The organism is Spirosoma aerolatum, from assembly GCF_002056795.1.
GTDB classification, from domain to species: Bacteria; Bacteroidota; Bacteroidia; order Cytophagales; family Spirosomataceae; genus Spirosoma; species Spirosoma aerolatum.
This window is the reverse complement of record NZ_CP020104.1, coordinates 336,010-358,725: the sequence shown is the minus strand read 5'-3', so window position 1 is coordinate 358,725 and position 22,716 is coordinate 336,010. Positions and strand designations below refer to the sequence as shown.

The following is a 22,716-nucleotide window of genomic DNA, read 5'->3' as shown; positions in this document are numbered from 1 at the left end:
TTTCAATTATCTACACTATACATCATACACTCTATATCATAGATGACTAAAATCGGTATCATCAACGTTTCTGACCGGGCCAGTGCGGGCATTTATGAAGACATCCCTGGTAAAGCGGTAGTGAGCCTGTTGACCGAATGGCTAACCTGCCCCTGGGAGCCCGTCTACCGGATTATTCCTGACGAACAGGACCAGCTCGAAGCTACCCTGATTGAGTTAGCCGATAAAGAAAGCTGTTGTCTGGTTGTAACCACTGGGGGCACAGGCCCAGCCCCCCGCGATGTAACGCCCGAAGCCACTGAAGCTGTGTGCCATAAAATGATGCCGGGTTTCGGCGAATTGATGCGTCAGGAAAGCTTAAAATACGTTCCTACGGCCATTCTGTCGCGCCAAACAGCGGGGATTCGGAATCAAACGCTCATCCTTAATCTACCCGGTAAGCCCAAGGCCATTGGTCAGTGTCTGTCGGTTGTTTTTCCTGCTATCCCCTATTGCATTGATCTTATAGGCGGACCATACCTCACAACGGATCAAGTTAAGATGACAGTTTTTCGACCGCAGTGACGATCCCAACCCTATACTTCAGTTTGTAATTTACTTTTGTAGAAGCCCTGCAACCATTCATCGTTTATGTTCAACAGAATGATCTATAAGGGCTAGCCTATTGATACCTACTAGAAGGGGTAGCGACTTGACAAATAGTCGCTACCCCTGTTTTTGTCTTTGCTCGCAACGACTTGGAAAAATGAATGGGTAGCCTAACTACTGTTTCAGCAAACGCCCGAATTACAGATCCCCGAATATCTCATCGTCTCAAGAGCGACTTTGTCAATGAATACCGCATCAGAGAAGTGATCCGGACATATAGGACCCAGCCTTTATTCATATAACCCTATTTGGCATTGCTTACGACTCAGGCTTCAAGTTAACGACTACATTTAATCACACGTTTAGGCAATTCACTGAAAAAAGCCCCGCTGATTACAAAAAGTCCCTACAAATAGGTTCCATATTATAAAATGGCACTTGTTAAGTCTGCTTTGCCGGTATCTTCATGCAACGAGTCAGGCCGTTTTTCGTCTTGTCTTATAAAAAACAGGTATGACATCAAGCAGAGAATTTATGAAGCAGACCGGGCTGACCGCAGCTAATCCGATGGCAACGAAGTTCCCGATAAACGCCCCGGCAGGCGTAGAGGATCAACGGTTCCAGCCATTACACGAGGCCATTTCTTCCCATGCTACGTTCTTGAAAATTCCAAGACTTTTTGCCGCAGTGGTTGAGGATGGCCGAGTTGGTTTTCTCCATACGGAAGGCTTCGCGGACATGGAGAAAAAACGCCCGTCAGGCGTGACCATATCTTCCCCGTAGCTTCGATCAGCAAGACATTTGCCGCCGTCACCCGGATGCGATACGAACAGGAGGGCAAGATCAGCCTGGACGATTACATCTTGGATTACCCGTTCCTGCCGATTGGTTTTACGCCCAAACGGTTGCAAACCCCCAATATAAAGATCAAGCATGTACTGAGTCATACCTCGGAAGGGGAACCCGGATCGCATTTCATGTATAACGGCAATCGCTATAGTTTTGTGTACGGCGTTTTTGAAAAGATGAGTGGCAATACCAAGCACTATGAAGCATTTGCCGAAGAAATCACCAAAAAGATCATCCGACCGCTACAACTGACAAGCACCTTGCCCGGTGACCTGGCCGACAAGAATAATCCAGCCATTTCCCGGATCGTGACCACCCCAAGGGTATGGCGAACAGGGGGTAAAACATGCCTGTACGGTGCTGGGCAAGTATTACCTCAAGCAGGGTGAAATAGAAAAGGGCAGATCGTATCTATGGCGTGGGGCTTTATACAACCCTGGTGATGCAGCCCCCAAATAACTGCGATGCAATCGCGGTAGGTAGAAGATGAAGTAGACTACCTTAAACGGCTCGATAAATAAGAGTAGTCACCCAGAATAACCAGACCATGGCTCCTGACAATTCCTAAACACGTGAGACCCAATTTTTTTCATAGTAGCCTAGCCGATCTGGCCGCCCTGGGAACCTTATTCTCAGGGCTGACGCTCGCCCTGCTGGTGGGATTTGCTAAAAGGCCTGGCCAACCGGCAAACCTGTTTTTAAGTTTGGCCCTTGGCGCCATCGTCCTAAAAACTGGTGGGATTTCATCGGCTTTTTTACCGGCCCTGGGGCCGTTATTATTTTTTTATACCAAGCACCTGACACAGCCGGAGTGGCGGTTGCAACGAAACGATTGGCTGCATTTTTGTCCGCTGCTGGTCGGATGTTGGATGCCGGTCTGGCTCGTGTTCATGTCGGTCACCATTTACTTGTACTCCGCTCACCGACTGATACAAGCGTTCTATGGCCGACTGCAACCCGTGCTGATGGACAGGCCGCGTTTTGCGTTCCGCAGGCTGGACAAAGCCTTGGCCCTGCTGGGCTGGTTCTGCTTGTTAACGCTCGTGAGTGAGTCGTTCTTTCTGGCGATTGCATTTGTCCTGATGGGAATGGCCGTAGAGGTGATCCTCAAATCAGATGGCCCTGTCAAGCTAACAATGCCAGGCTCTGATCGATCGGATGCCAGGCAGAAAGGCCGAAAGCTAAAGGAAGCGGTGGCGGCAAACCACCTTTACGAGGATGCCGAACTGACATTGACCACGCTGGCGGTGAAACTGGCGATTCATCCCCATGAGTTGTCGCGGATCATCAACGTAGGGCTCGACAAGAACTTCAGCGATTTTATTAATGAATTTCGAATCCGTGAAATTGCTCGAAAAATGCGTGATCCGGCCTACGATCGGCTCACGCTGCTGGGTATTGCCTATGAGTCGGGCTTTAATTCCAAAACGACGTTCAACCGGGTGTTCAAACAGATGACAGGCCAAACCCCGGTCGAATACAAAAACAGCGTAAAAAAAGAGGTACCAATTGATAAATTGGCACCTCGGTCGCCGATCCAGCCGCTACTATTGCGTTCAGAAAGCCCGCCCACCAGGGCTATTGACATCTCAAACCGCCATAGCTCTAGTTTACATCCCCTTATGCTTCGCAACTATGTTAAAATCGCCTGGCGCAATCTGCTGCGCAGCAAGTCCTTTTCGGCCATCAACATCGTTGGCTTGTCCGTTGGCATGACCTGCTGTATGTTGCTGATGCTCTACATCCGCAGTGAACTCTCGTTCGATAAACACCAGCAGTATGCTCCGGATTTATATCTGGTAAAAAGCGACATAATTTATCCGACGGGTACCCAGGAGCAGAGTCCAAGGCAATCATCGCCTTATGCGGCTGCCCTGAAAGCAGCGTTTCCGGAAGTGGTGCAAGTGACCCGCTTAAAGCAGAATTTCAGCGAAAGTAAAACGTTACTTCAGCTCCAGCAGCCGGGCAAACGGAGCCAATCGGTTTACGAAACCAACGGCTATCAGGTCGACTCGACCTTTTTTGATGTGTTTTCGTATCACTTTACGGAAGGAGATGCGAAAACCGCGTTGCAGGATGTTCATTCGATTGTACTCTCCGATGCCCTAGCCCACAAACTGTTTGGGACTGCACCAGCGCTTAATAACCTGATTCGGATTAACGGCTCGATCGGGAATGGTGAAACCTTCAAGGTGACGGGTGTATTCCGGGATGAAAGTGCCCGTTCACACATCGACGCCCATTTTTTTGTGCCCATGATGGCGGGTTGGGTTGGTGGCTTTCTGCGGGAACAACCACAGAATTTCTATTACAACAACATGTTTTTCACCTACCTGCGCCTTCGCCCAGGCAGCGATGCCGAACGATTGACTGCGAAACTGCCCGCCTTTATTGAAAAATATGCCCGAGAAGGACTCAAATCGGCTGGCTTCGACAAGCGGATTTCGTTGGTTGCCGTGCCTGATCTGCACTTATATGGATCGATCCAGGAAATTGTGACCCCCACAACCAGTAAGGCCTACCTCTATATTCTGGCCTCTATTGCGCTGTTTACGCTACTCATTGCCTGTATCAATTTTATGAATTTAGCCACCGCCCGGTCGGCCAAACGAGCCGCCGAAGTGGGCATTCGCAAAGTGATGGGTGCCGGACGAGGACTCTTGATTCGACAATTTCTGGGCGAGTCGATGGTCGTATCCATGCTGGCTTTCGTGTTTGCCGTTGGGCTGGTTGCCCTGTTGTTGCCGGTCTTTAATCAACTAACCGGAAAACAATTGGCCTTTGCCGACCTGCTCGGCCCGACTACGATAGGTGCGTTTATCGGGCTAGCTTTACTAACCGGCATGGTGGCGGGTAGTTATCCTGCTTTCTACTTATCAGTGTTCAATCCGGTGCATGTGCTGAAGGGGCGCTTTGCCAACTCGATTTCTGCGATCGCCCTGCGCCGGAGCCTGGTGGTATTCCAATTCGTCATTTCCATTGGGTTGGTGGTGGCCACCCTGGTCATTCAGCAACAGATGCGTTTTCTGAGGAATCAGCCCCTTGGTTTTACCAAAGATCAGCAACTGATTATTCCCCTCCGAAGCGATGACGCACACAAAGCGTATACGGCCTTGCGCAACCAGATCCAGCAGAGCAATCAGGTTATTGAAGCGGCAGGCGCTAAGTTTTATCCGGGTATTATCAGCCCAAGTGATGTTGGCTTATATCGTCCCGATCAAAACGCGGGTCAGGTTCAGTACGTGAAGACAAACTTTGTCGACCAGAATTTCATGCACCTGATGGGCTTTCAGTTATTAAAAGGTCGGCTGTTTTCAACTGCGTTCCCAGCCGATAGCAATTCCCGAATTGTGGTTAATGAGGCTGCCTTACGCAAGTTGGGTGTTCCTCTGCAAAAAGCCATTGGCTATAAACTCAACTATGGCGATGAAGCTAAACCGTCGTCGCTGGAGATTGTGGGGGTAGTTCGGGATTTTCATTTTGAAGACCTTCACCAGCCGATTCAGCCTTACGCCTTTCTGCTGATGCCGAACCCATTCTATTATAATTACCTGATTGTTCATGTCAATACCGCTCAGGTAGGCAATGTGCTTGCCTTTGTGGAACAAAAATGGAAAACACTACTTCCCGATGAACCGTTTGAATATTCCTTTCTGGATGAAGATTTTCAGCGTAATTATCAGGCAGATGGGCGTACGTCCAGTATTGTCAGCTACTTCACCCTCATCGCTATTTTAATTTCGTGCCTGGGTTTATTTGGGCTGGCGGCTTTCGCAGCCCAACAGCGGACGAAAGAAATCGGGGTTCGCAAAGTTCTGGGTGCATCGGTTGGTAGTATTGTTGGCTTGCTCTCGAAAGACTTTGTCAAGTTAGTGCTGGTCGCCATTTTCATTGCTTCTCCACTAGCCTGGTATGTGATGGATAGATGGTTACAGAGCTTTGCCTACAAGATTACGCTGTCGGGGTGGGTATTTGCACTGGCGGGCTTGCTAGCAGTGGGCATCGCTCTATTGACCGTCAGTTTTCAGGCCATTAAAGCAGCCCTGGTCAATCCCGTGAAGAGTTTGCGAAGCGAGTAAAGGGCAATCAAGTGTCATTTTCAGGAAACGCCCGAATAAAGATGCATACAATTTTAAACTAGTTTTGGAAGCCACCCCTGTAGCGGCAGCCTTACAACGTCGGTTTATTCAGGCAGGCCGCTCAGGCGTCTCTGCAACGAGGAGTTGCTTTGTTTGGTCCTTATCCGTATTCGGAATTGCGGATTGCCAAAGTGACCCGGTATAAAGAGCCTATTTGTCGCTTCCGGGTCAGATTTTCATTTCAGAATGGCAGGGCTTCCCCAAAGGTTCTGCCGGATGCGTTTGTTGTTGACATTATGGCCAGTAAGTTGGTCGATGTTGGGTAATCAGAAACCGGTGCCCGTGAACGAGTTTGTTCCGGTGGTCTTGGTGGATGCGGAGGGAAAGACAGTCTATCGGCGGCTCGTGCGCGTTGGCCGTGATTTGCCACCTATGGTCTATCTGCCTAAACTGGCTAAGGCCGTAGCGGTGGTCGTTGACCCACTCGGTGCCTGGCCGGAGGTGGTTAAAAAAGAAACCGGAAAGAATTACTGTCCGACTAAGTTAGCGCCGAATCAACGGGTATAACCATTGAAAGACAGTATTCAATAAAGAGTAATCAGGGCGCTTCAACGTGGCGTTGTACCGCCAGATTCTACAAAAAGCTGTGCCGTTCGTGCAAAAACGATGGTAGCTATCCCTTCCGGCAGAGGAGGCTGGTAGAATTAACCTACTATCAGCGACAATATGTTTTGGGCCAAACTGACAGCCGGGCAGCAAGCAGCGTTTGAGGAGGCTAAGTAGGTTTGCATTCGGCTGAGGATAAGCCCATCTGTTTTTGCAACATCGTTGCAAAAACAGATGGGCTTACTTACTTTTGTCCAGTTACTAAACGCGAATTACTTCCATGGTCAATCTGCTCCAGAAGCGCGACGACCTGATCGGCATCACCGGGTCGATTCTCTGCATCATTCATTGTCTGATCACGCCTGTGCTGGTCATGAGTTCCACGCTGCTACAGTACGACACGCTGCGCGCCAGCTTCCTCAGCCTGGATTACCTCTTCATCGGCATTAACGTTTTGGCCGTCTGGTCGGCCAGCCGCCATAGCACGTCGACTATCGCCCGTTTTTTATGGCTGTTTCTAGGTCTTTTTGCCACAGGGCTGCTGCTCGAAGAGGTGCACGCAGGGTTTGAGTACCTCGCTTACGCAGCTTCGCTGGGGCTGGTCATCACGCACCTGCTGAACATTCGGTATTGCCGCACTCATCACGCCCACTAATGCAGCTATGAAACGCTTCAGGCTTTTGGTATTCGGTCTGCTGCTGCCCGGTTTGGCATCGGTGCCCGAAGTCATCAGCTGGTATCGGCTGCAGGATGTGCAGTTAAATAAGAATCGGTCATGGCCCTCAAGTTCAAAAAACTGCCTCGCTGGTTCCGAACCGATGAACGACGGACCTTATCAGGTACATTACGGCTCAATGACGATAACATCTACGAGTTAAACTATATCCTGGACGGGGCCGAACTACAGCCCGACAACTCATGAGCGTCATAATTCGTACCTGCCTTTTATTGTTTTTTCTGGTCGGCTCGCTACGGCCCGGTTATACACAGGACCAGATGGCAGCAACCCAGGGTGAAGCCGAGACCTACAGCCAAACCTACGTAGCCCGTTACCGCCGGGAACTAACCGACGTCTGGTGGCAGTCGGAGAAACACTCGCTGGCCCTGGCCGAACAGATGCCTGCCGAGTATTACCCGTTTCGACTCACAGACTCGACGATGACCTTCAGCGAGCAGTGGCGCCATTGTATACTGTACACCTGCAACCAGCTATCGGAGCGGTTGGGCCTGGAAAACCCCTACCAGCGTCGGACGCTGCCTACACAAATGACCAAAGACCAGGTGCTCACGGAGTTAAAAGCGTTTTATACCCATGTGCAAGCTTGTATTGTAACCCTGCCCGTGCATCAGTTCTATCGGATGACGGCCTTCCCTGACGGGCTGATTCCCGGCTGGCGGTTGTTCTTCGCGATGGAGAACCATATCATCTACCATAGAGGCCAGTGTGAAGTCTATCTGCGGCTGAAAGGCATTACCCCCAAAAGCTATGACGGCTGGTAGCAGCCCTTATTTGATACCTATTTATGACAACCACCGACGATATCATAATTGCCCTGCCCGACGGGCAAACCCGTTCCTGGAATTCACCGCCTACCGGCCTTACCATTGCCCGGTCTATCAGCGAAGGACTGGCCCGCAATGTGCTGGCAGCCGATGTAAACGGTCAGATTTGGGATGCGACCCGCCCCATCGATCAGAACACGGCCGGGCCGGTTCGGGTACGTTTGCTGACCTGGGCCGATGAGGAAGGAAAAGCCGCGTTCTGGCACACAACGGCCCACCTGCTGGCCTACGCCCTGGAGGAACTCTACCCCGGCGTTCGCTTCGGCACCGGCCCGGCTGTCGAGCGGGGATTTTATTACGATGTGGATTTCGGCGACTATGCGTTTTCGGAAGCCGATTTTCCCAACGTCGAAGCCAAAATGCTCGAACTGGCCCGCAACCGATTCCCGAACCTGCGCCGGAACGTATCCAAAGAGGAGGCTACCCGTTTTTTCACCGAAAAACAGGACCCCTACAAACTCGAACTAATCGACGGCCTGGCCGACGGTACCATTACGTTCTACGAAACGGGTGCTTATACCGACCTTTGCGCTGGTCCACACATCCCCGATACGTCGCCCATCAAAGCCGTCAAGCTGATGGCGGTGGCGGGGGCATACTGGCGGGGAAACGACCAGAACAAGATGCTGACACGGGTTTACGGCATCAGTTTTCCCAAAAAAGCGGAGTTGGATGCTTACCTGACTGCTTTGGAGGAGGCTAAGCAGCGCGATCATCGCAAACTGGGCCGCGAACTGGACCTCTTCACCTTCGATGAACTGGTGGGGATGGGGCTGCCCCTGTGGATGCCGCGTGGCGAAGCGCTCCGGCAGAACCTGATCAATTTTCTGCGTCGGGTGCAAACCCGCGTGGGCTATCAGCACGTGGCTTCACCCCACATCGGCAAGAAAAACCTGTACGTCACCTCGGGCCATTACGCCAAATACGGGCAGGATTCGTTCCAGCCCATTCAAACGCCGGAGGCCGACGAGGAGTTTTTTCTGAAGCCGATGAACTGCCCCCACCACTGCCAGTTATACAAAGCCCGCCCGCACAGCTATCGTGAACTGCCCGTAAAATACGCCGAATTTGGCACCGTCTATCGCTACGAGCAGTCGGGTGAGTTGCACGGACTGACGCGGGTGCGGGGCTTCACGCAGGACGATGCGCACATTTACTGCCGCCCTGACCAGCTAAAAACCGAGTTTCTGCGGGTGGTCGACCTGGTGAAATATGTGTATGCCACTCTGGGTTTCACCGAATTCCAGACCCAGATTTCCCTGCGCGACTCGACTAATAAAGCCAAGTATCTCGGCACGGATGCTATGTGGGACATGGCCGAACGGGCCATTGTGGAAGCCACCCGCGAGCGGGGCATGAAAACCGTTACGAAAGAAGGGGAAGCGGCTTTTTATGGTCCGAAGCTGGATTTCATGGTGCGCGATGCCATTGGACGTACCTGGCAGATTGGCACCATTCAGGTGGATTACATGATGCCCGAAAACTTCGACCTGACCTACGTGGGGCCCGATAACGAGCGGTTACGGCCCGTAATGATTCACCGCGCCCTGTTTGGGTCGATGGAACGGTTTATTGCCCTGCTGCTTGAAAGTACCGGTGGCAACCTGCCCACCTGGCTCGCACCCGAACCCGTCCGGATTTTGCCGGTCTCGGAGAAGTATAACGACTACGCGCAGACGGTGAAGAATTACCTGCTCGATGAACTCGAACTACTGGCCGTTGTGGATGAGCGTGGCGAGAAAGTGGGCCGCAAAATCCGCGATGCCGAGGTGCTCAAAACGCCGTTTATGCTGGTGGTGGGTGAGACCGAACAAACCGAAGGCAGCGTATCGGTGCGGCAGCATGGCGGTACTGATCTGGGACAGCTATCGCTTGCCGATGCAGCCAATCTGATCGCGGGTGCTACAAGGCTCAAACTCCCTAAATTCGATGGTTAACCGGCTGCTCTCGTCCCTGCTAACCGATCTGGAAGAAACCACCACCCTGCAACTCCAGTTTGCGAAACGGGGGGGGCTGTTGCCGGTGGCCGTGCAGGAAAGCCGCACGGGGCAGATTCTGATGCTGGCCTCTGTCAACGCCGAAGCGCTGTCTTACTCGCTCACCCACCGCCGGGCCGCGTTCTGGAGTACTTCGCGTAATGAGCTGTGGGTGAAAGGGCTGACATCCGGCGATACGTTGCGGCTCGACGCGGTGCTGGTCGATTGCGATCAGGATGCGCTGGTGTATCAGGTGACGCTTGAAGGCGATGGGGTTTGCCACACCTACGGACCCGACGGCAAGCACCGAAAAGCCTGTTTCTACCGCCAGCTTAACCCTGATACGGAAACGCTGGATTTCCTGCCGGGTACATCTGTTCCGACGACTACTTCTCTGGCTTATTCCAACCATGACTGAGGCTGAACACCTGCTGCACCAAAACGGTATCCGCATCACCGCTATCCGGACGGCGGTGCTTCGCCTGTTTATGCAATCCAGGAAAGCATTTACCCATGCTGATCTGGAACGTGCGTTCGACAACCAGTTAGACCGGGTTAGCTTGTACCGTTGTCTGCTGACGCTGACCGAGGCCGGCATTATTCAGAAATTCATTGACTACGGGGGCAACAGCTTGTATTTCTATGAGGTACTCACCTCCGCTAACAGGCATCCGCACTTTAAATGTTCGCACTGCGAAACGATTGTTTGCCTGCCAGCCCTGCCCGAAGCGTATCTGAATGCCCTGACCGACTACCAGATTGATACCTTTCACCTGCTGGTGGAAGGTACCTGCAACGCCTGCCGGCAGGCGTTGGCAGGGGAGGAGCACGATCCGCAGCAACGTTGCCCGAGGACCAAAAGCAGTGACTAGTTACCTAAACTACGAATTGATTCATGAAAGTAGCCTACATTTTTAAAACCAACATGGCTTCCACGTTCCAGCTGGCAACCATGATTTTGCCACAACTGGAACAAAACACGCATGGTGTAGAGGTGGTTGGCATGTTCTTTTTTGATGACAATGCCTTTGTGCTGAGAAAAGGAGACGCCATCGGCGAACGCCTGAACAAAATAGCCCGGGAACAGGGAATGCTGATTATGGCCTGTGATCAATGTGCCCTCAGGCGTGACCTGGCTGAGGGGGCCTTCGAGCAATGTGGCACGGGGAGTGTAAAACCCAAAAATATGATTGAAGTAGGACAGGTAGGCTGTTTTCCCCAGCTATATGGTGCATTGGGGGGAAATATGCCAAACCTGGTTATTACACTTTGAAAAAGTGCTGAAACCGTACATGACAACCCATTCAAATAGCATGGTAATAGACGAACAACTTCTGGAAAGAAGCCAGTATGACCTTAACGGGGATCACCACGTAATGACTTCCGCAGACACCCCGTTAAGAAAAGACGCTTTCGTGAAATCCGATGAGGAAAAAATAGCTGCCATCGAAAAACTCTTTGGGGGCATCATGGAAGAACTGGGACTTGATCTGACTGACGACAGTCTTCGTGGCACGCCTTACCGCGTGGCGAAGATGTATGTCAAAGAAATTTTCCAGGGGTTAAATCCAAAGAACAAGCCATCACTTTCGGTTTTTGAGAATAAATACCAATACAGCAAAATGCTGGTAGAAAAGGATATTACATTCTCGTCGGCCTGTGAGCATCATTTTCTGCCCATTATAGGCAAAGCGCATATAGGCTATATTTCGTCGGGGATGGTGATTGGTTTATCCAAGATCAACCGCGTGGTAGAGTACTACGGCAAAAGACCGCAGGTCCAGGAGCGCATGACGTTACAAATATTCAATGAGCTTAAAGAGGCCCTGCAAACCGATGATGTCATTGTGGTGATAGAAGCGGAACACCTTTGCGTGTCGACAAGAGGTGTGAACGACAAAACCAGTAAAACCACTACGCTGGAATATGGCGGTCGATTCAACGACATTGACTTACGGAATGAGTTCTACGGACTCCTGTAAAAAGACTCTGGCGTTCTTGAAGAGTGGTTAGGAACAATCACGATGTATTCGTTTCTTCACCATAACGTATCTGACAGAATAGTCTGTCAGCCTGGGATATAAATAGCTGAGCTGAATATAGCATCCTGATGAGCCGTATTTTCTGAGAGTAGGAAGATCACGACCGCTTAAACCTTAACATTTGACGTTATATGCTACTGGAAAAGGAAATAGGGGCTTTACAAGAAGGGGGAGTCCCCATCGAACGTTTAGTACAAGCGGCTTACCCCAATGCGGCTACCGGGGAATCTGTCACTCAGAAATATTTGGGCTTTCTGGCTGATGAGTATAAATCCGACTTAACGAAAATGCTTTTTGCCACCTCGCTTTGTTCGGATGACATTAATGTGTCAACTGATTTCAGGAAGGTGTTGAGTCGGCCTTTTTCAATGGGCGGCTTAGGCGGTTTCCCGTTCTCAGGCTTTACGGGCATGGTTGCTTTTGCCCACCACATCCCAGACGACGGAGATGCGTTCATCTTTTACGGTCCGCACATTGGCATTACTGATTCAGGGGAACTGGGAAGAATGATACGCCCCGGCCAGTCAAAATTAAGCAATAGCTGCGGTGCCTTAATGCTTGCCCTGGAGCGTATGCAACAAACAGAAGAGGTCTATGTCCCACATGTTGTTGACTACGACTACCAACAAATGCTTTTAGAAAATACCCTGATGCCTTTTAAGCATGAAATCGTAAATGCTGAGGATCCCAAAAAGGAAATTACCGAAAAGGCTTATTTCAAAATCCATAAGCAGATCAACCGCCTGGTACGTATGTCAAAACAGGAGTTTGCCTGTAATCGAATATTCCTGCTGGGTGGTATCATCATCAACACCAGTCCTGGGTATCACGATTATGTGGATATCAGAAGCTTCACGGTGTACAACGTTTCAGATCTGGAAGCCATTAACCCTACTTCAATCTTAAATTCCAAAGCATTCAAAGAACTCTGATATGGGATTTTCAAGCCCTGACATTTATCTGAAAAATTCGCTTTCCGGGCAAAAAGAACTGTTTGTGCCGTTGGTCGAGGGGAAAGTGGGCATGTATGTATGTGGCCCCACTGTTTATGGTGAGCCGCATCTGGGCCATGCGCGATCAGCAATTTCGTTTGATATCCTATACAGATATTTCAGGTTCCTGGGCTATCAGGTACGTTACGTTCGGAATATTACCGACGTGGGCCATCTGGAAGATGAACTGAATGGGCAGGGTGAAGACAAGATTGCCAAAAAAGCGCGGCTCGAACAGCTTGAGCCCATGGAAGTGGCCCAGCACTATACCAACCTGTACCGCAGCATGATGGCTAAGCTCAACGTATTGCCTCCATCCATTGAGCCTACCGCATCCGGCCATATCGTTGAGCAGATTGAGATGATCGGGCAAATCCTGGCGAATGGGTTTGCCTACGAAACAGATGGCTCGGTTTACTTCGACGTGCCTGGTTATGCAACAACGTACCCCTACGGGCAACTGTCTGGCCGTGTCCTGGACGATCTGCTGGCCGGAAGCCGCGAACTGGACGGGCAGGAACAGAAGAAACATCCGGCTGATTTTGCGCTCTGGAAAAAAGCGGAAGCAGGCCACATCATGAAATGGCGTTCGCCCTGGGGAACCGGTTTCCCAGGTTGGCATATCGAATGCTCAGCGATGAGTATCAAATACCTGGGGCTGCCATTTGATATTCATGGCGGGGGAATGGACCTCAAGTTTCCGCATCATGAAGCCGAAATTGCGCAGTGCCATGCTGCCTTTGGCCGCGCCCCGGTCCGTTACTGGATGCACAACAATATGGTGACGCTCGATGGACAGAAAATGGCGAAATCGAAAGGAAATTTCATTTCGCTTGGCCAGATGTTTAGTGGCGACCATCCCTTACTGGAGAAGGCTTACAACCCCATGACGGTGCGCTTTGTGATGTTGCAGGCGCATTATGGCAGCACCATTGATTTCTCGAATCAGGCACTCAAGGCCGCAGAAGTAGCGTGTGGGCGGTTGCAGAAGGGGTTAAAACTGATCGAAGGGTTACAGATAGATGAGTCAACGGTCATCGACACCGAGCTATCGGCGCAACTACTACGTGCCTGCGAACGATGCTACCAGACGATGGGCGATGATTTCAACACCGCAGAAACCATCGCGGGTCTGTTTGACCTCCTGCGGTTGGCCCACCAACTGACCCAACGTCAGGGCGGAATTTATCAGCAGACGTTGAACACGCTTCAAACGACCTACCGGGTTTTTTTGATCGATGTGCTGGGCATCAGCCCTGAAACAGATTCGGAAGACACCCGATTACCCGACGTGCTGGCTATCCTGACAAACCTAAGACAGCAGGCACGTACCCAGAAAAACTTTGCGTTGTCGGATCAGATTCGTGAACAACTGGCCTCCATTGGCATACAGGTCAATGATGATAAGACAAGTACGGCCTATGAGTTCGTCGCGAAATAACGAATAACGATGCTGAAGAAACCCGTTTGTCGGGTAACCTTCGTGGTGATGCGGCTCAACGAAAACCAGGTTTAACACAACTGATTTGCAGGAATGATATTGTCAGGCATTGAAATCAAAAACAAACTCGGTACCGATCTCTCAATCGAACCTTTTTCCGAAGCGCAACTCAACCCAAATAGCTACAATCTCAGGCTTCATCACGAATTACTGGTTTATGATGACACACTGCTCGACATGAAACGTAACAACCCGGTGAGCAAAATAACCATTCCGGAAGAGGGTTTGGTGCTCCGTCCCGACCGGCTTTACCTGGCTCGTACCATCGAGTATACGAAAACCCATCGTTACGTACCGATGCTGGAAGGTCGATCGTCGGTGGGGCGGCTTGGGCTATTTGTGCATGTAACAGCAGGTTTCGGCGATGTGGGTTTTGAAGGGTACTGGACACTCGAAATGTATTGCGTGCAGCCGATAAAAATCTATTCGGGTATTGAGATTTGTCAGATTTATTATCACGCGCTGGAAGGAGAATTTGAGCAATATACTTCCGGAAAATACCAGCGAAATACAGGAATTCAACCAAGTTTACTTTATAAAGAATTGATAGCTTAACAAATCAAACGTCTATTAAATCAGTCTGGCTTGACTCCTTCAGGCCCTATCCAAATTGTTTTTACTCTATTGTTTTGGCACTTATCAAATCATGAAACTCATGAAACGTTTATTATTCACCCTTTGCGCGGTCAGCCTTGTTGCGATCTCCCTCAGCGCGCAACCTCCGATCCGGGTTATGCTTCTCGATGGTGAGATGAACCCGTACCATCGTTGGGATCTGACCTCGCCCGTGTTAAAAAAAATCCTCGATGAACCCGGTAAATTTAGCGTTGACGTAGTGACTGCTCCTCCTCAGGACAGCGCGATGGGTTCTTTTATGCCGAAATTTTCGGATTACCAGGTCATTGTGTTAAACTACGATGTACCGGCTGGCCGGTGGGGTGATGCGTTGAAAAAATCGTTTGAGCAATACATGACTAATGGCGGTGGTCTCGTAGTGATTCATGCGGCCAACAATTCATTTCCGGAATGGAAAGAATATAATACCATGATTGGCGTGGGCGGCTGGCGAAACCGGAATGAAGCAAGCGGGCCCTATTGGTATTATAAAGACAACAAATTGGTGTCGGACCCCAAACCCGGTAATGCCGGTAGTCATGGAAACCGGATTCCCTTCCCGATGAAGGTAGTTGACCCAAATCATCCCATCACCAAAGGATTACCGCCCATCTGGATGCATCAGTCGGATGAGTTATACGCGCAACTTCGGGGTCCGGGCAATAACATGACGGTTCTGGTTACCGCGTACTCTGATCCGGCCAACAGAGGAACGGGGTACGATGAGCCACAGTTGATGGTGCTCAATTACGGAAAAGGAAGGATCTTTCACTACGCCCCCGGCCACGATGTCGCTGCCATGAGTTCGGTCGACTACGTCGTTCTGCTTCAGCGCGGCACCGAATGGGCCGCAACGGGTAAGGTAACACAGAAGGTCCCGGACGATTTTCCTACCCCGAAAAGCGTTGCCTACCGGGTAGATATTTCTAAAATGGATCCGGGGCCTGCCGCTCCCAGGCCGGCTGTGCGAGCAGCTAACAAGTAGCGTATTTACGATTTCCCCAAACAGGTAAACTAATCTCTTTATAGTTTTTTTGTCCACTTAAAACCGCTCTTTGCTATCATGAACAAAAGCAGTCTATTTTCCTGGCTATTGGCTTGCCTCACGCTCCTGACGGGCTATAGCACGCTGGCTCAAACCGACTTATCGAAACCAGTACCCTTCGACCCCAACACCAAAAAAGGTACTCTGCCCAATGGCATGACCTATTACATCCGCAAGAACAGCGAACCCAAAAACCGGGCTCAGTTGTTGCTGGCGACCCGGGTTGGTTCCGTGCTGGAAACGGATGACGAGAATGGGCTGGCCCACTTTACCGAACACATGGCGTTTAATGGCACCAAAAAATTTCCCAAAAACGAACTGGTCAGTTTCCTGCAGGCCAACGGGATTAAGTTTGGCGACGATCTGAACGCCTTTACCAGCTTCGACCAGACGATCTATATGCTGCCCGTGCCGACCGACTCAGCGGCCATTTTTCGGCGGGCCTTCGACGTACTGGAAGACTGGGCCCACAACCAGTTGATGGAAGAAGACGAAATCAACAAGGAGCGGGGCGTTATTCTGGAAGAACTCCGGGGGGGCAAAGGCGCTCAGCAACGGATGCGCGATAAGTACTTCCCAATCATTATGAATGGATCGCAATATGGCAAACGCAACATCATCGGCACCGAAGACATCCTGAAAAACTTCAAACCCGAAACCATTCGCACTTTTTACAAAACCTGGTATCGTCCGGACTTAGAGGCTATTATTGCCGTGGGCGATTTTGACGTGGCGGCTGTGGAGAAAATCATCAAAGAGCAGTTCGGGGCTATTCCGGCTGCCGCTGGAGCCAAACCCCGGCCTGATTACGAGATTCCCGCTCACAGCGATACGAAAGTGTCCATTGTGACCGACGAGGAGCAGCCGAATACCATTATCCAGACCCTGTACAAGCATCCGAAATTAATCGAGAAAACCCTGGCCGACACCCGTCAGTTGGTAGCGCGCACTCTGTTCAATTCTATGCTGCAAAACCGCTTGCAGGATATGACCAAAACGGCCGACCCGCCATTTCAGTTTGCCTTCAGCAATATGGGCGGTTTTCTGGGCAAGTACGATGCCTTTCAGAGTTTCGTCGTAGCCAAAACCGGGGCTTTGGAGAAGGGACTTAAGGCTGTGCTCGATGAGAATGCCCGCGTGCAAAAGTTTGGTTTTACGGCCACCGAACTCGACCGGGCCAAGCAGCAGTTGCTGACCTCAACCGAAAAACGCTTCAAGGAGAAGGATAAAACAAACTCGCAGCAGTTGGCTTTCGAATACGTAAACAATTTTGTGAATGGAACGTCTTCGATGGGTATCGATGCATACTACGACTTTGTAAAGACGGCGTTGCCGGCTATTACGCTGACAGACGTAAACAACGTAGCCACCCAATACATTACCAAAGACAACCGGGCGGTTATTGTAATGGGGCCGGAAAAGGATCAAACCACGATGCCCTCGGAAGCCCAGCTGCTGGGCTGGATCGACAATGCAGGTAAAGACGTAACGGCTTATGTCGACGAGGTGGTAACGGCTCCTCTGCTGGCTAAACTCCCCACGGGCGGGAAAGTGGCCACAAAAAAAAGCATTGCCGAACTCGGCGTGACAGAACTGACCCTGAGCAATGGCCTACGTGTCGTGTTGAAACCAACCGATTTCAAGAACGATGAAATTCTGATTTCAGCCTACAGCCCTGGTGGTACGTCGCTGTATCCGATGAGCGATTATTACAATGCCGACTTCTCAAACATGCTGGCCATGCAGGGCGGTGTAGCGGGTTTTTCATCGAACCAACTGCGTAAGTACCTCACGGGCAAGGTAGTCAGCGTCAGTCCGTACGTCGGCGAATTGAGCGAGGGTTTCCAGGGCAGTACCTCACCGAAAGATTTACCCACGGCCCTGCAACTGTTGTATGCCTACGTGACCCAACCCCGCCGTGACCCCGAGGTGGTGAAAGGATATCTGGGCAACGAACGGGATGGGTTGGTGCAGCAGGAAGCGACTCCCGAACCGCAGCAAGTCTTTTACGATACTCTCTCGGCCGTATTGGGCGGCTACAATCCGCGCCGAATGCCGCTGAAATCGAGCGATATTGATAAAATCAGCCTTGACCCGTCGTTGAAGATTTATAACGAGCGTTTTGGCAATGCCTCCGATTTTACCTACTTCTTTGTGGGTAACTTCTCCGTCGACAGCATTACGCCTTTACTCGAAAAATACCTCGGGGCTTTGCCCGGAACCGGCAAAAAGGAAGCTTATAAAGACCTGGGTATTCGCACGCCGAAAGGTAAAATTACTAAAACCATCTACCGGGGTATTGCCGATAAAGCGCAGGCCCAACTGGTTTTCTCCGGAGATTTACCCTACACGCCAGAGAATCGGGTAAACCTGGAAGCCCTCAAGGAAATTCTGAACATCAAGTTTATCGAAGAGATCCGGGAAAAGGAAAGCGGTGTCTATTTTATTGGTAGTCAGGCTGAAGCACAAAAACAACCCGCCCAACAGTACAAATTCTCGGTTGGTTACGGCACTAACCCGGGGCGGGTGGATGAGTTAGCGACAAAAGCAATGGCTATTATCGAGGGCATAAAACAAAACGGTCCCGACCCGAAAGACCTGGCTAAATTTAAAGCCGAGAGCCGCCGTCAGCTGGAAGTACGGATGCGCGAGAACCGTTACTGGATCGGAGCGCTGGCGCGGTCTTACGAGCTTGGCGAAGACCCACGACTTATTATGAAAGGGCTTTCACTCATCGACGGCGTGAGCGTCGCATCGACCAAAGCGATGGCTCAGAAAGTCTTCGGGCCTAATCTGATTAAAGTTGTCCTGCTACCCGAAGTCAGTTCGAAATAAGGCAATGGTCGCGGCTCGTCTGCTGGGCCCGGCACCAACTTTTTAACTTCTCCTAAACGAGTCGACTCTACCGGGTCGACTCGTTTTTTGTTATGTGTATATTACGGCCGTAAGTAGGGCCGCCAATCGGGCTGAACTGGTTCTGATTCAAACTCGGTGAAAACGTGGTATTTCCCCAAGTTTGGGCATGGATCTGTCACCCATTTTGCCCGATCATTGTTAACTTATTGAGCATCCTATCGGCGAAAACGCAATTCCGATTAGCCTAATAGCCACTCAGACTGTTGGTCTCTGTCCAGCTTGCCAGATGCTACTAATAGAGTGCATAGCTTTTACCAACGCACTCTAACTGATTTGCCCATTTGCGGAGAAGCAGTTCACCTTCGGCTTCATCTGCGGAAGAAATCGGCGAGGGTCTGGCCAAGTGGTGCGAAGAGGTCGCGCAAGTGCCAGCTTATATCGGTTTTGTGCGGGAATTACGCCAAGACTATGCGGCTGTTGAGCAAGCGCTTTGTCCGGATCAAACCGAAGAGCAGATGAATCGACTCAAGATGATCAAACGTCAAGGGTACAGACGGGCAACGGGCAGGTTTTGACTTGTTGCGTCGACGGGTGTTATTCCGAAATTGCACCCATCACCGAGATTGAATCAGAATTATTAGCCGTAATATATAAGATGCGGTTATTTCATTACAATTACCAATAAATGTCACATTCATGAGTCATTTGTACTACATTTGTGACATGAGAGTGACGAGAGAAAAATTGATCGAAGCGGCAGTTGTCGCGCTTAACCAAGATGAATCGGCCACCATTGAACAGATTGCTACCGTGGCCGGAGTGACCCGACGAACGGTCCATCGCTATTTCAACGACCGTAATACATTAGTCCAAGAATGTAAACAAACCATGCTCAAAGTTTGCAATCTCAAAATGACGCAGGCCTATCAAAGTAGTGAGCAACCTGCCATCCAGATTGAAAACATGTTCTATGCCGCCTTGGAAGTGGGGATTCAATACTCGTTTGTCAAAAAATTGTTCAAGCGAAATCAGTACACGGATCTGGTCAACAACCAGGAACGGGCTTATGACGACGTCAAAGCCAACTGGTTCAAGTTAGTTGAGCTCCTTCAGCAACAAGGAGCCATTGATAAAAAGCTCTCTGTCCCCTGGATCTACAATTTGTTTGGGGGCATGGTCGACATCGCAATCGATGCTCAGCAAGCAGGCGACGTGGCGCGCAATGATATTAAAACCTTTTCATGGACCTCATTCAAAGGAAGTATTGGCCTTCAATAACCAGCCATCCAACATATGCAATTACTCAACACTGCCGACACCTATATCGACAACGAATTAGTAAAACAGCTTCCCGGTTTCACCAGCCACTACCTACTAGTCAATGACGTTCAACTGCACTATGTACTAGGTGGTCAGGGTAAGCCACTCGTCTTGTTACCGGGCTGGCCTCAAACCTGGTGGAGCTATCACAAAATCATGCCCTTGCTAGCGGAGAGCTATCAGGTCATTGTAGTTGAGCTGCGGGGTATGGGAGGCTCGGATAAACCGATGGCGGGCTATTCGAAAAAAGGCATGGCTGGTGATGTATCGGCTTTACTCGACCAATTGGGCATTGAGCGAACCCTTATCGCCGGTCATGACATCGGGGCAGCCGTAGCCTTCAGCTTCGCGGCCCATTTTCCTCAAAAGACCGAAAAGCTGGTTTTGTTGGACACTCCCCATCCTGACGAGAACCTGTATAGTCTTCCCATACTCCCCACTGGTGGGGGCGTTCATCCGTGGTGGGTCGCTTTTAATCAAGTCAAAGCTCTGCCGGAACAACTACTGGAAGGCCGATTCCATTTAGTACAGAATTGGCTTTTTGACCAACTGCTGGAAGACAAGACGGCTATAAACTCGTTTGACCGGCACGTGTATGCCCAGGCTTATAACCATCAGGACGCTATTAGGGCTTCCAATGGCTGGTATCAGACCTTTCCTGAAGACATTGTCGATATTAAGGGCAAGAGGATCGAGGCCCCAGCTATTGGCATAGCTGGTCCTGCTGGCTACCAGATGCTGTCTTACGCGTTACCCCCTTACATTGACAAGTTGGAATTGAAAGTAGTGGTGGGAGCAGGTCATTTTGTGCAGGAAGAGAGGCCGCTGGAAACGGTCAGATTCATCCAGGATTTTCTGGGCTAGCCAGGTTCTTAAACAAGCCCAACTAGTTTGATGCAAAAAAAGCATTAGTTAATGGAGTTCAATAGTTGCTGACCAGCACCCTCGTCGATCTTCATTTTGGGGTCCCGTTTCTATAAACACTCTATACTTCCTACACAGTCCTTTTGAAGGCAAGTGACGGATTTTTACGAAACGTACCCATCACTCGACCATCTACGTCGATTCGCTGATGCAGAACCTGGGGCTACCCGCTTTCGGCCATACCATCGGTGATCGGTTTACATGGGACTACCCTAACGCCCGCTGACCATGCCTATCAGAATGCGTATCCCGGCATGAGCAAACGACCATACGGTGAGCTTACTTGACTCGCACCGTTTTCAGCCCTCTGCTTTCTGGGCGTGAGCACGCACGACGCTTGGTTTGATCAGGGCCTTTTCTCGGGAGAGCCGTTGGTACTTCGCAACGGCCGTCTCTTTCCCAACCTGAAGTTCTTCCAGCAAACTAGGCTCAACGACGCTGGGGCCATGCTGACTTCCCCATAGTAAGAGCTCTATAAGAATGGGGATCGTATCAACCCCTTTTTCGGTCAGGCGGTAGGTGAACTTCGATTTCTTATCGATAGCCACAGTCTTACTTAACAGGCCCTGCGACTCCAGCACCGCCAGGCGGTCGGCCAGCACGTTAGTCGCCATTTTCTCCGCTGACTGTAGAAATTCCCCATAAGTAGACTTCCCTGCAAACACTATATCCCGCAGAATGAGCAGGTTCCATTTGTCCCCCAATATATCAAGTGCTGTGCTGATAGGACACGTAGACCTATGTTTAAATACTTTCATAATAAATAGATCATCATTTTACTTGCTATTTGCAAGTATTTTAAATTATCTTTGTACTTGCAAATAGCAAGTAAATATACACGAATTTTTAGTTCTTTTTACCATGATTCTAGTAACGGGAGCCACCGGTGGGTTAGGCCACCAAACCATCGACTTTTTGCTCACAACCACCCCAGCCGCAAAAATTGCTGCCTTGGTGCGCGATGTCAATAAAGCTACTGACCTGGTTAAGCAGGGCGTTGACGTACGGCAGGCCGATTACATTGACTATTCTGCGCTGGTGAAAGCCTTTCAGGGCGTCGAGAAGGTGCTGCTGGTTTCGGCTGTGGCCTTTACCGACCGGGTACGCCAGCACCGCAATGTTATCGATGCTGCGGTGCAAGCCGGGGTGAAGCACCTTTTTTACACCAGCATCCAGCGCAGCACCGATTTTGTCATGCCGGAGGTCACCGAAAGCGACCTGGCCACAGAAGCCTACCTTAAAGCGTCCGGACTGGTGTATACCATTCTCAAAAACGGCTATTACTTTGAAGGTCTTGGATACCTGATTGGTAGCGAGGTGCCAGATAGCGAGATCCGTTTCCCGGCGGGCGAGGGCAAAATCGCTTTCGTTAAGCGGACCGAACTGGCTGCTACCACAGCCTCCCTGCTAACCAGTGAAGGACACGAAAACCAGGAGTATATTCTATCGGGGAGTGCAGCCTATTCGTTTCACGATATTGCCCGGGAATTCTCGGCTTTAGCGGGCCGACCCATCGCTTACAAAAGCATTGATGAGGCTCACTACATCGCCCAGAAAGTAGCCGCCGGCTTCCCCGAAGTTGTCGCCAACTTCTTAGCCCAGTGGGGTGCGGCCGCCAAAGAAGGCATGCTGGCTGGGACGAGTGATACCGTCGAGCGTCTGCTAGGCCGCCAGCCAACGTCGCTGCGGGAGTACCTGCAAACGACTTATTTTTCGGGTCGCTAACCGCAGCTAGTGTCGGTCAATACCCCATGCATCCA

At 50.6% G+C, this 22,716-nt stretch carries 21 protein-coding genes and 1 pseudogene; 21 read left to right on the top strand and 1 reads right to left on the bottom strand.

The features are described 5' to 3' along the window. The first annotated feature begins 42 nt into the window (after window positions 1-42). The 20 genes and pseudogenes from mog (at window position 43) to B5M13_RS01395 (ending at window position 20,896) form a co-directional block, all read left to right on the top strand. Window positions 43-564, top strand: a complete 522-nt coding sequence (gene mog / locus B5M13_RS01485; RefSeq protein WP_080053979.1) for a molybdopterin adenylyltransferase — start codon at window positions 43-45, stop codon at window positions 562-564. Window positions 565-1,122: 558 nt separating this feature from the next. Further along, window positions 1,123-1,371, top strand: coding sequence for a hypothetical protein (locus tag B5M13_RS01480; protein ID WP_080053978.1), 249 nt, complete (start codon window positions 1,123-1,125; stop codon window positions 1,369-1,371). Then, window positions 1,359-1,826, top strand: a complete 468-nt coding sequence (locus B5M13_RS01475) for a serine hydrolase (RefSeq protein ID WP_080053977.1) — start codon at window positions 1,359-1,361, stop codon at window positions 1,824-1,826. The genes B5M13_RS01480 and B5M13_RS01475 overlap by 13 nt, the downstream gene beginning before the upstream one ends. Window positions 1,827-2,009: 183 nt before the next feature. Beyond that, complete coding sequence (locus B5M13_RS01470; protein WP_080053976.1) at window positions 2,010-5,516, top strand: ABC transporter permease; 3,507 nt, start codon at window positions 2,010-2,012, stop codon at window positions 5,514-5,516. A 276-nt stretch (window positions 5,517-5,792) separates the two neighbouring features. Then, window positions 5,793-6,083, top strand: coding sequence for a hypothetical protein (locus tag B5M13_RS01465; RefSeq protein WP_155297157.1), 291 nt, complete (start codon window positions 5,793-5,795; stop codon window positions 6,081-6,083). Between the two features lie 319 nt (window positions 6,084-6,402). Continuing rightward, window positions 6,403-6,777: a MerC domain-containing protein gene (locus B5M13_RS01460; RefSeq protein ID WP_080053974.1), complete on the top strand. Its 375-nt coding sequence runs from the start codon at window positions 6,403-6,405 to the stop codon at window positions 6,775-6,777. A 111-nt stretch (window positions 6,778-6,888) separates the two neighbouring features. Continuing rightward, a pseudogene (locus B5M13_RS33220) lies at window positions 6,889-7,044 on the top strand (DUF3299 domain-containing protein); the annotation flags it as partial. Further along, entirely contained in the window at window positions 7,041-7,622 is a 582-nt protein-coding gene (locus B5M13_RS01455) for a DinB family protein (protein WP_080053973.1), read from the top strand. The pseudogene B5M13_RS33220 and the gene B5M13_RS01455, both read left to right, overlap by 4 nt. A 23-nt stretch (window positions 7,623-7,645) precedes the next feature. Next, a complete protein-coding gene (thrS, locus tag B5M13_RS01450) occupies window positions 7,646-9,622 on the top strand; it encodes a threonine--tRNA ligase (RefSeq protein ID WP_080053972.1) in 1,977 nt (658 codons plus the stop codon). Further along, complete coding sequence (locus B5M13_RS01445; protein ID WP_080053971.1) at window positions 9,615-10,079, top strand: phosphoribosyl-AMP cyclohydrolase; 465 nt, start codon at window positions 9,615-9,617, stop codon at window positions 10,077-10,079. The genes thrS and B5M13_RS01445 overlap by 8 nt, the downstream gene beginning before the upstream one ends. Continuing rightward, the gene (locus B5M13_RS01440; protein ID WP_170061075.1) at window positions 10,072-10,533 is read left to right on the top strand and encodes a Fur family transcriptional regulator; all 462 of its coding nucleotides are present in this window, start codon (window positions 10,072-10,074) and stop codon (window positions 10,531-10,533) included. The genes B5M13_RS01445 and B5M13_RS01440 overlap by 8 nt, the downstream gene beginning before the upstream one ends. A gap of 23 nt (window positions 10,534-10,556) precedes the next feature. Next, on the top strand, window positions 10,557-10,934 hold the full coding sequence (locus B5M13_RS01435; RefSeq protein ID WP_080053969.1) for a SaoD/DsrE family protein: 378 nt from the start codon (window positions 10,557-10,559) through the stop codon (window positions 10,932-10,934). A 103-nt stretch (window positions 10,935-11,037) separates the two neighbouring features. Continuing rightward, a complete protein-coding gene (gene folE / locus B5M13_RS01430) occupies window positions 11,038-11,643 on the top strand; it encodes a GTP cyclohydrolase I FolE (RefSeq protein ID WP_245859674.1) in 606 nt (201 codons plus the stop codon). 191 nt (window positions 11,644-11,834) lie between these two features. After that, on the top strand, window positions 11,835-12,635 hold the full coding sequence (locus tag B5M13_RS01425) for a hypothetical protein (protein ID WP_080053967.1): 801 nt from the start codon (window positions 11,835-11,837) through the stop codon (window positions 12,633-12,635). A gap of 1 nt (window position 12,636) precedes the next feature. After that, complete coding sequence (gene cysS, locus B5M13_RS01420; protein WP_080053966.1) at window positions 12,637-14,136, top strand: cysteine--tRNA ligase; 1,500 nt, start codon at window positions 12,637-12,639, stop codon at window positions 14,134-14,136. 93 nt (window positions 14,137-14,229) lie between these two features. Beyond that, the gene (dcd, locus tag B5M13_RS01415; protein ID WP_080053965.1) at window positions 14,230-14,751 is read left to right on the top strand and encodes a dCTP deaminase; all 522 of its coding nucleotides are present in this window, start codon (window positions 14,230-14,232) and stop codon (window positions 14,749-14,751) included. A gap of 100 nt (window positions 14,752-14,851) precedes the next feature. Next, complete coding sequence (locus tag B5M13_RS01410; RefSeq protein WP_080053964.1) at window positions 14,852-15,796, top strand: ThuA domain-containing protein; 945 nt, start codon at window positions 14,852-14,854, stop codon at window positions 15,794-15,796. A gap of 78 nt (window positions 15,797-15,874) precedes the next feature. After that, a complete protein-coding gene (locus B5M13_RS01405; protein ID WP_080053963.1) occupies window positions 15,875-18,691 on the top strand; it encodes a M16 family metallopeptidase in 2,817 nt (938 codons plus the stop codon). A 744-nt stretch (window positions 18,692-19,435) separates the two neighbouring features. After that, window positions 19,436-19,990, top strand: coding sequence for a TetR/AcrR family transcriptional regulator (locus tag B5M13_RS01400; protein WP_170061074.1), 555 nt, complete (start codon window positions 19,436-19,438; stop codon window positions 19,988-19,990). Window positions 19,991-20,005: 15 nt separating this feature from the next. Further along, window positions 20,006-20,896, top strand: coding sequence for an alpha/beta fold hydrolase (locus tag B5M13_RS01395; protein ID WP_080053961.1), 891 nt, complete (start codon window positions 20,006-20,008; stop codon window positions 20,894-20,896). A 359-nt stretch (window positions 20,897-21,255) separates the two neighbouring features. Here B5M13_RS01395 and B5M13_RS01390 read toward each other — a convergent pair whose 3' ends face one another. Beyond that, window positions 21,256-21,714 carry a winged helix-turn-helix transcriptional regulator gene (locus B5M13_RS01390; RefSeq protein WP_080053960.1) on the bottom strand — a complete coding sequence of 153 codons (459 nt, stop codon included), beginning with the start codon at window positions 21,712-21,714 and terminating at the stop codon, window positions 21,256-21,258. A 103-nt stretch (window positions 21,715-21,817) separates the two neighbouring features. Between B5M13_RS01390 and B5M13_RS01385 the strand changes: the two genes are divergently transcribed. Continuing rightward, entirely contained in the window at window positions 21,818-22,681 is an 864-nt protein-coding gene (locus B5M13_RS01385; protein WP_080053959.1) for an SDR family oxidoreductase, read from the top strand. Window positions 22,682-22,716: the final 35 nt, after the last annotated feature.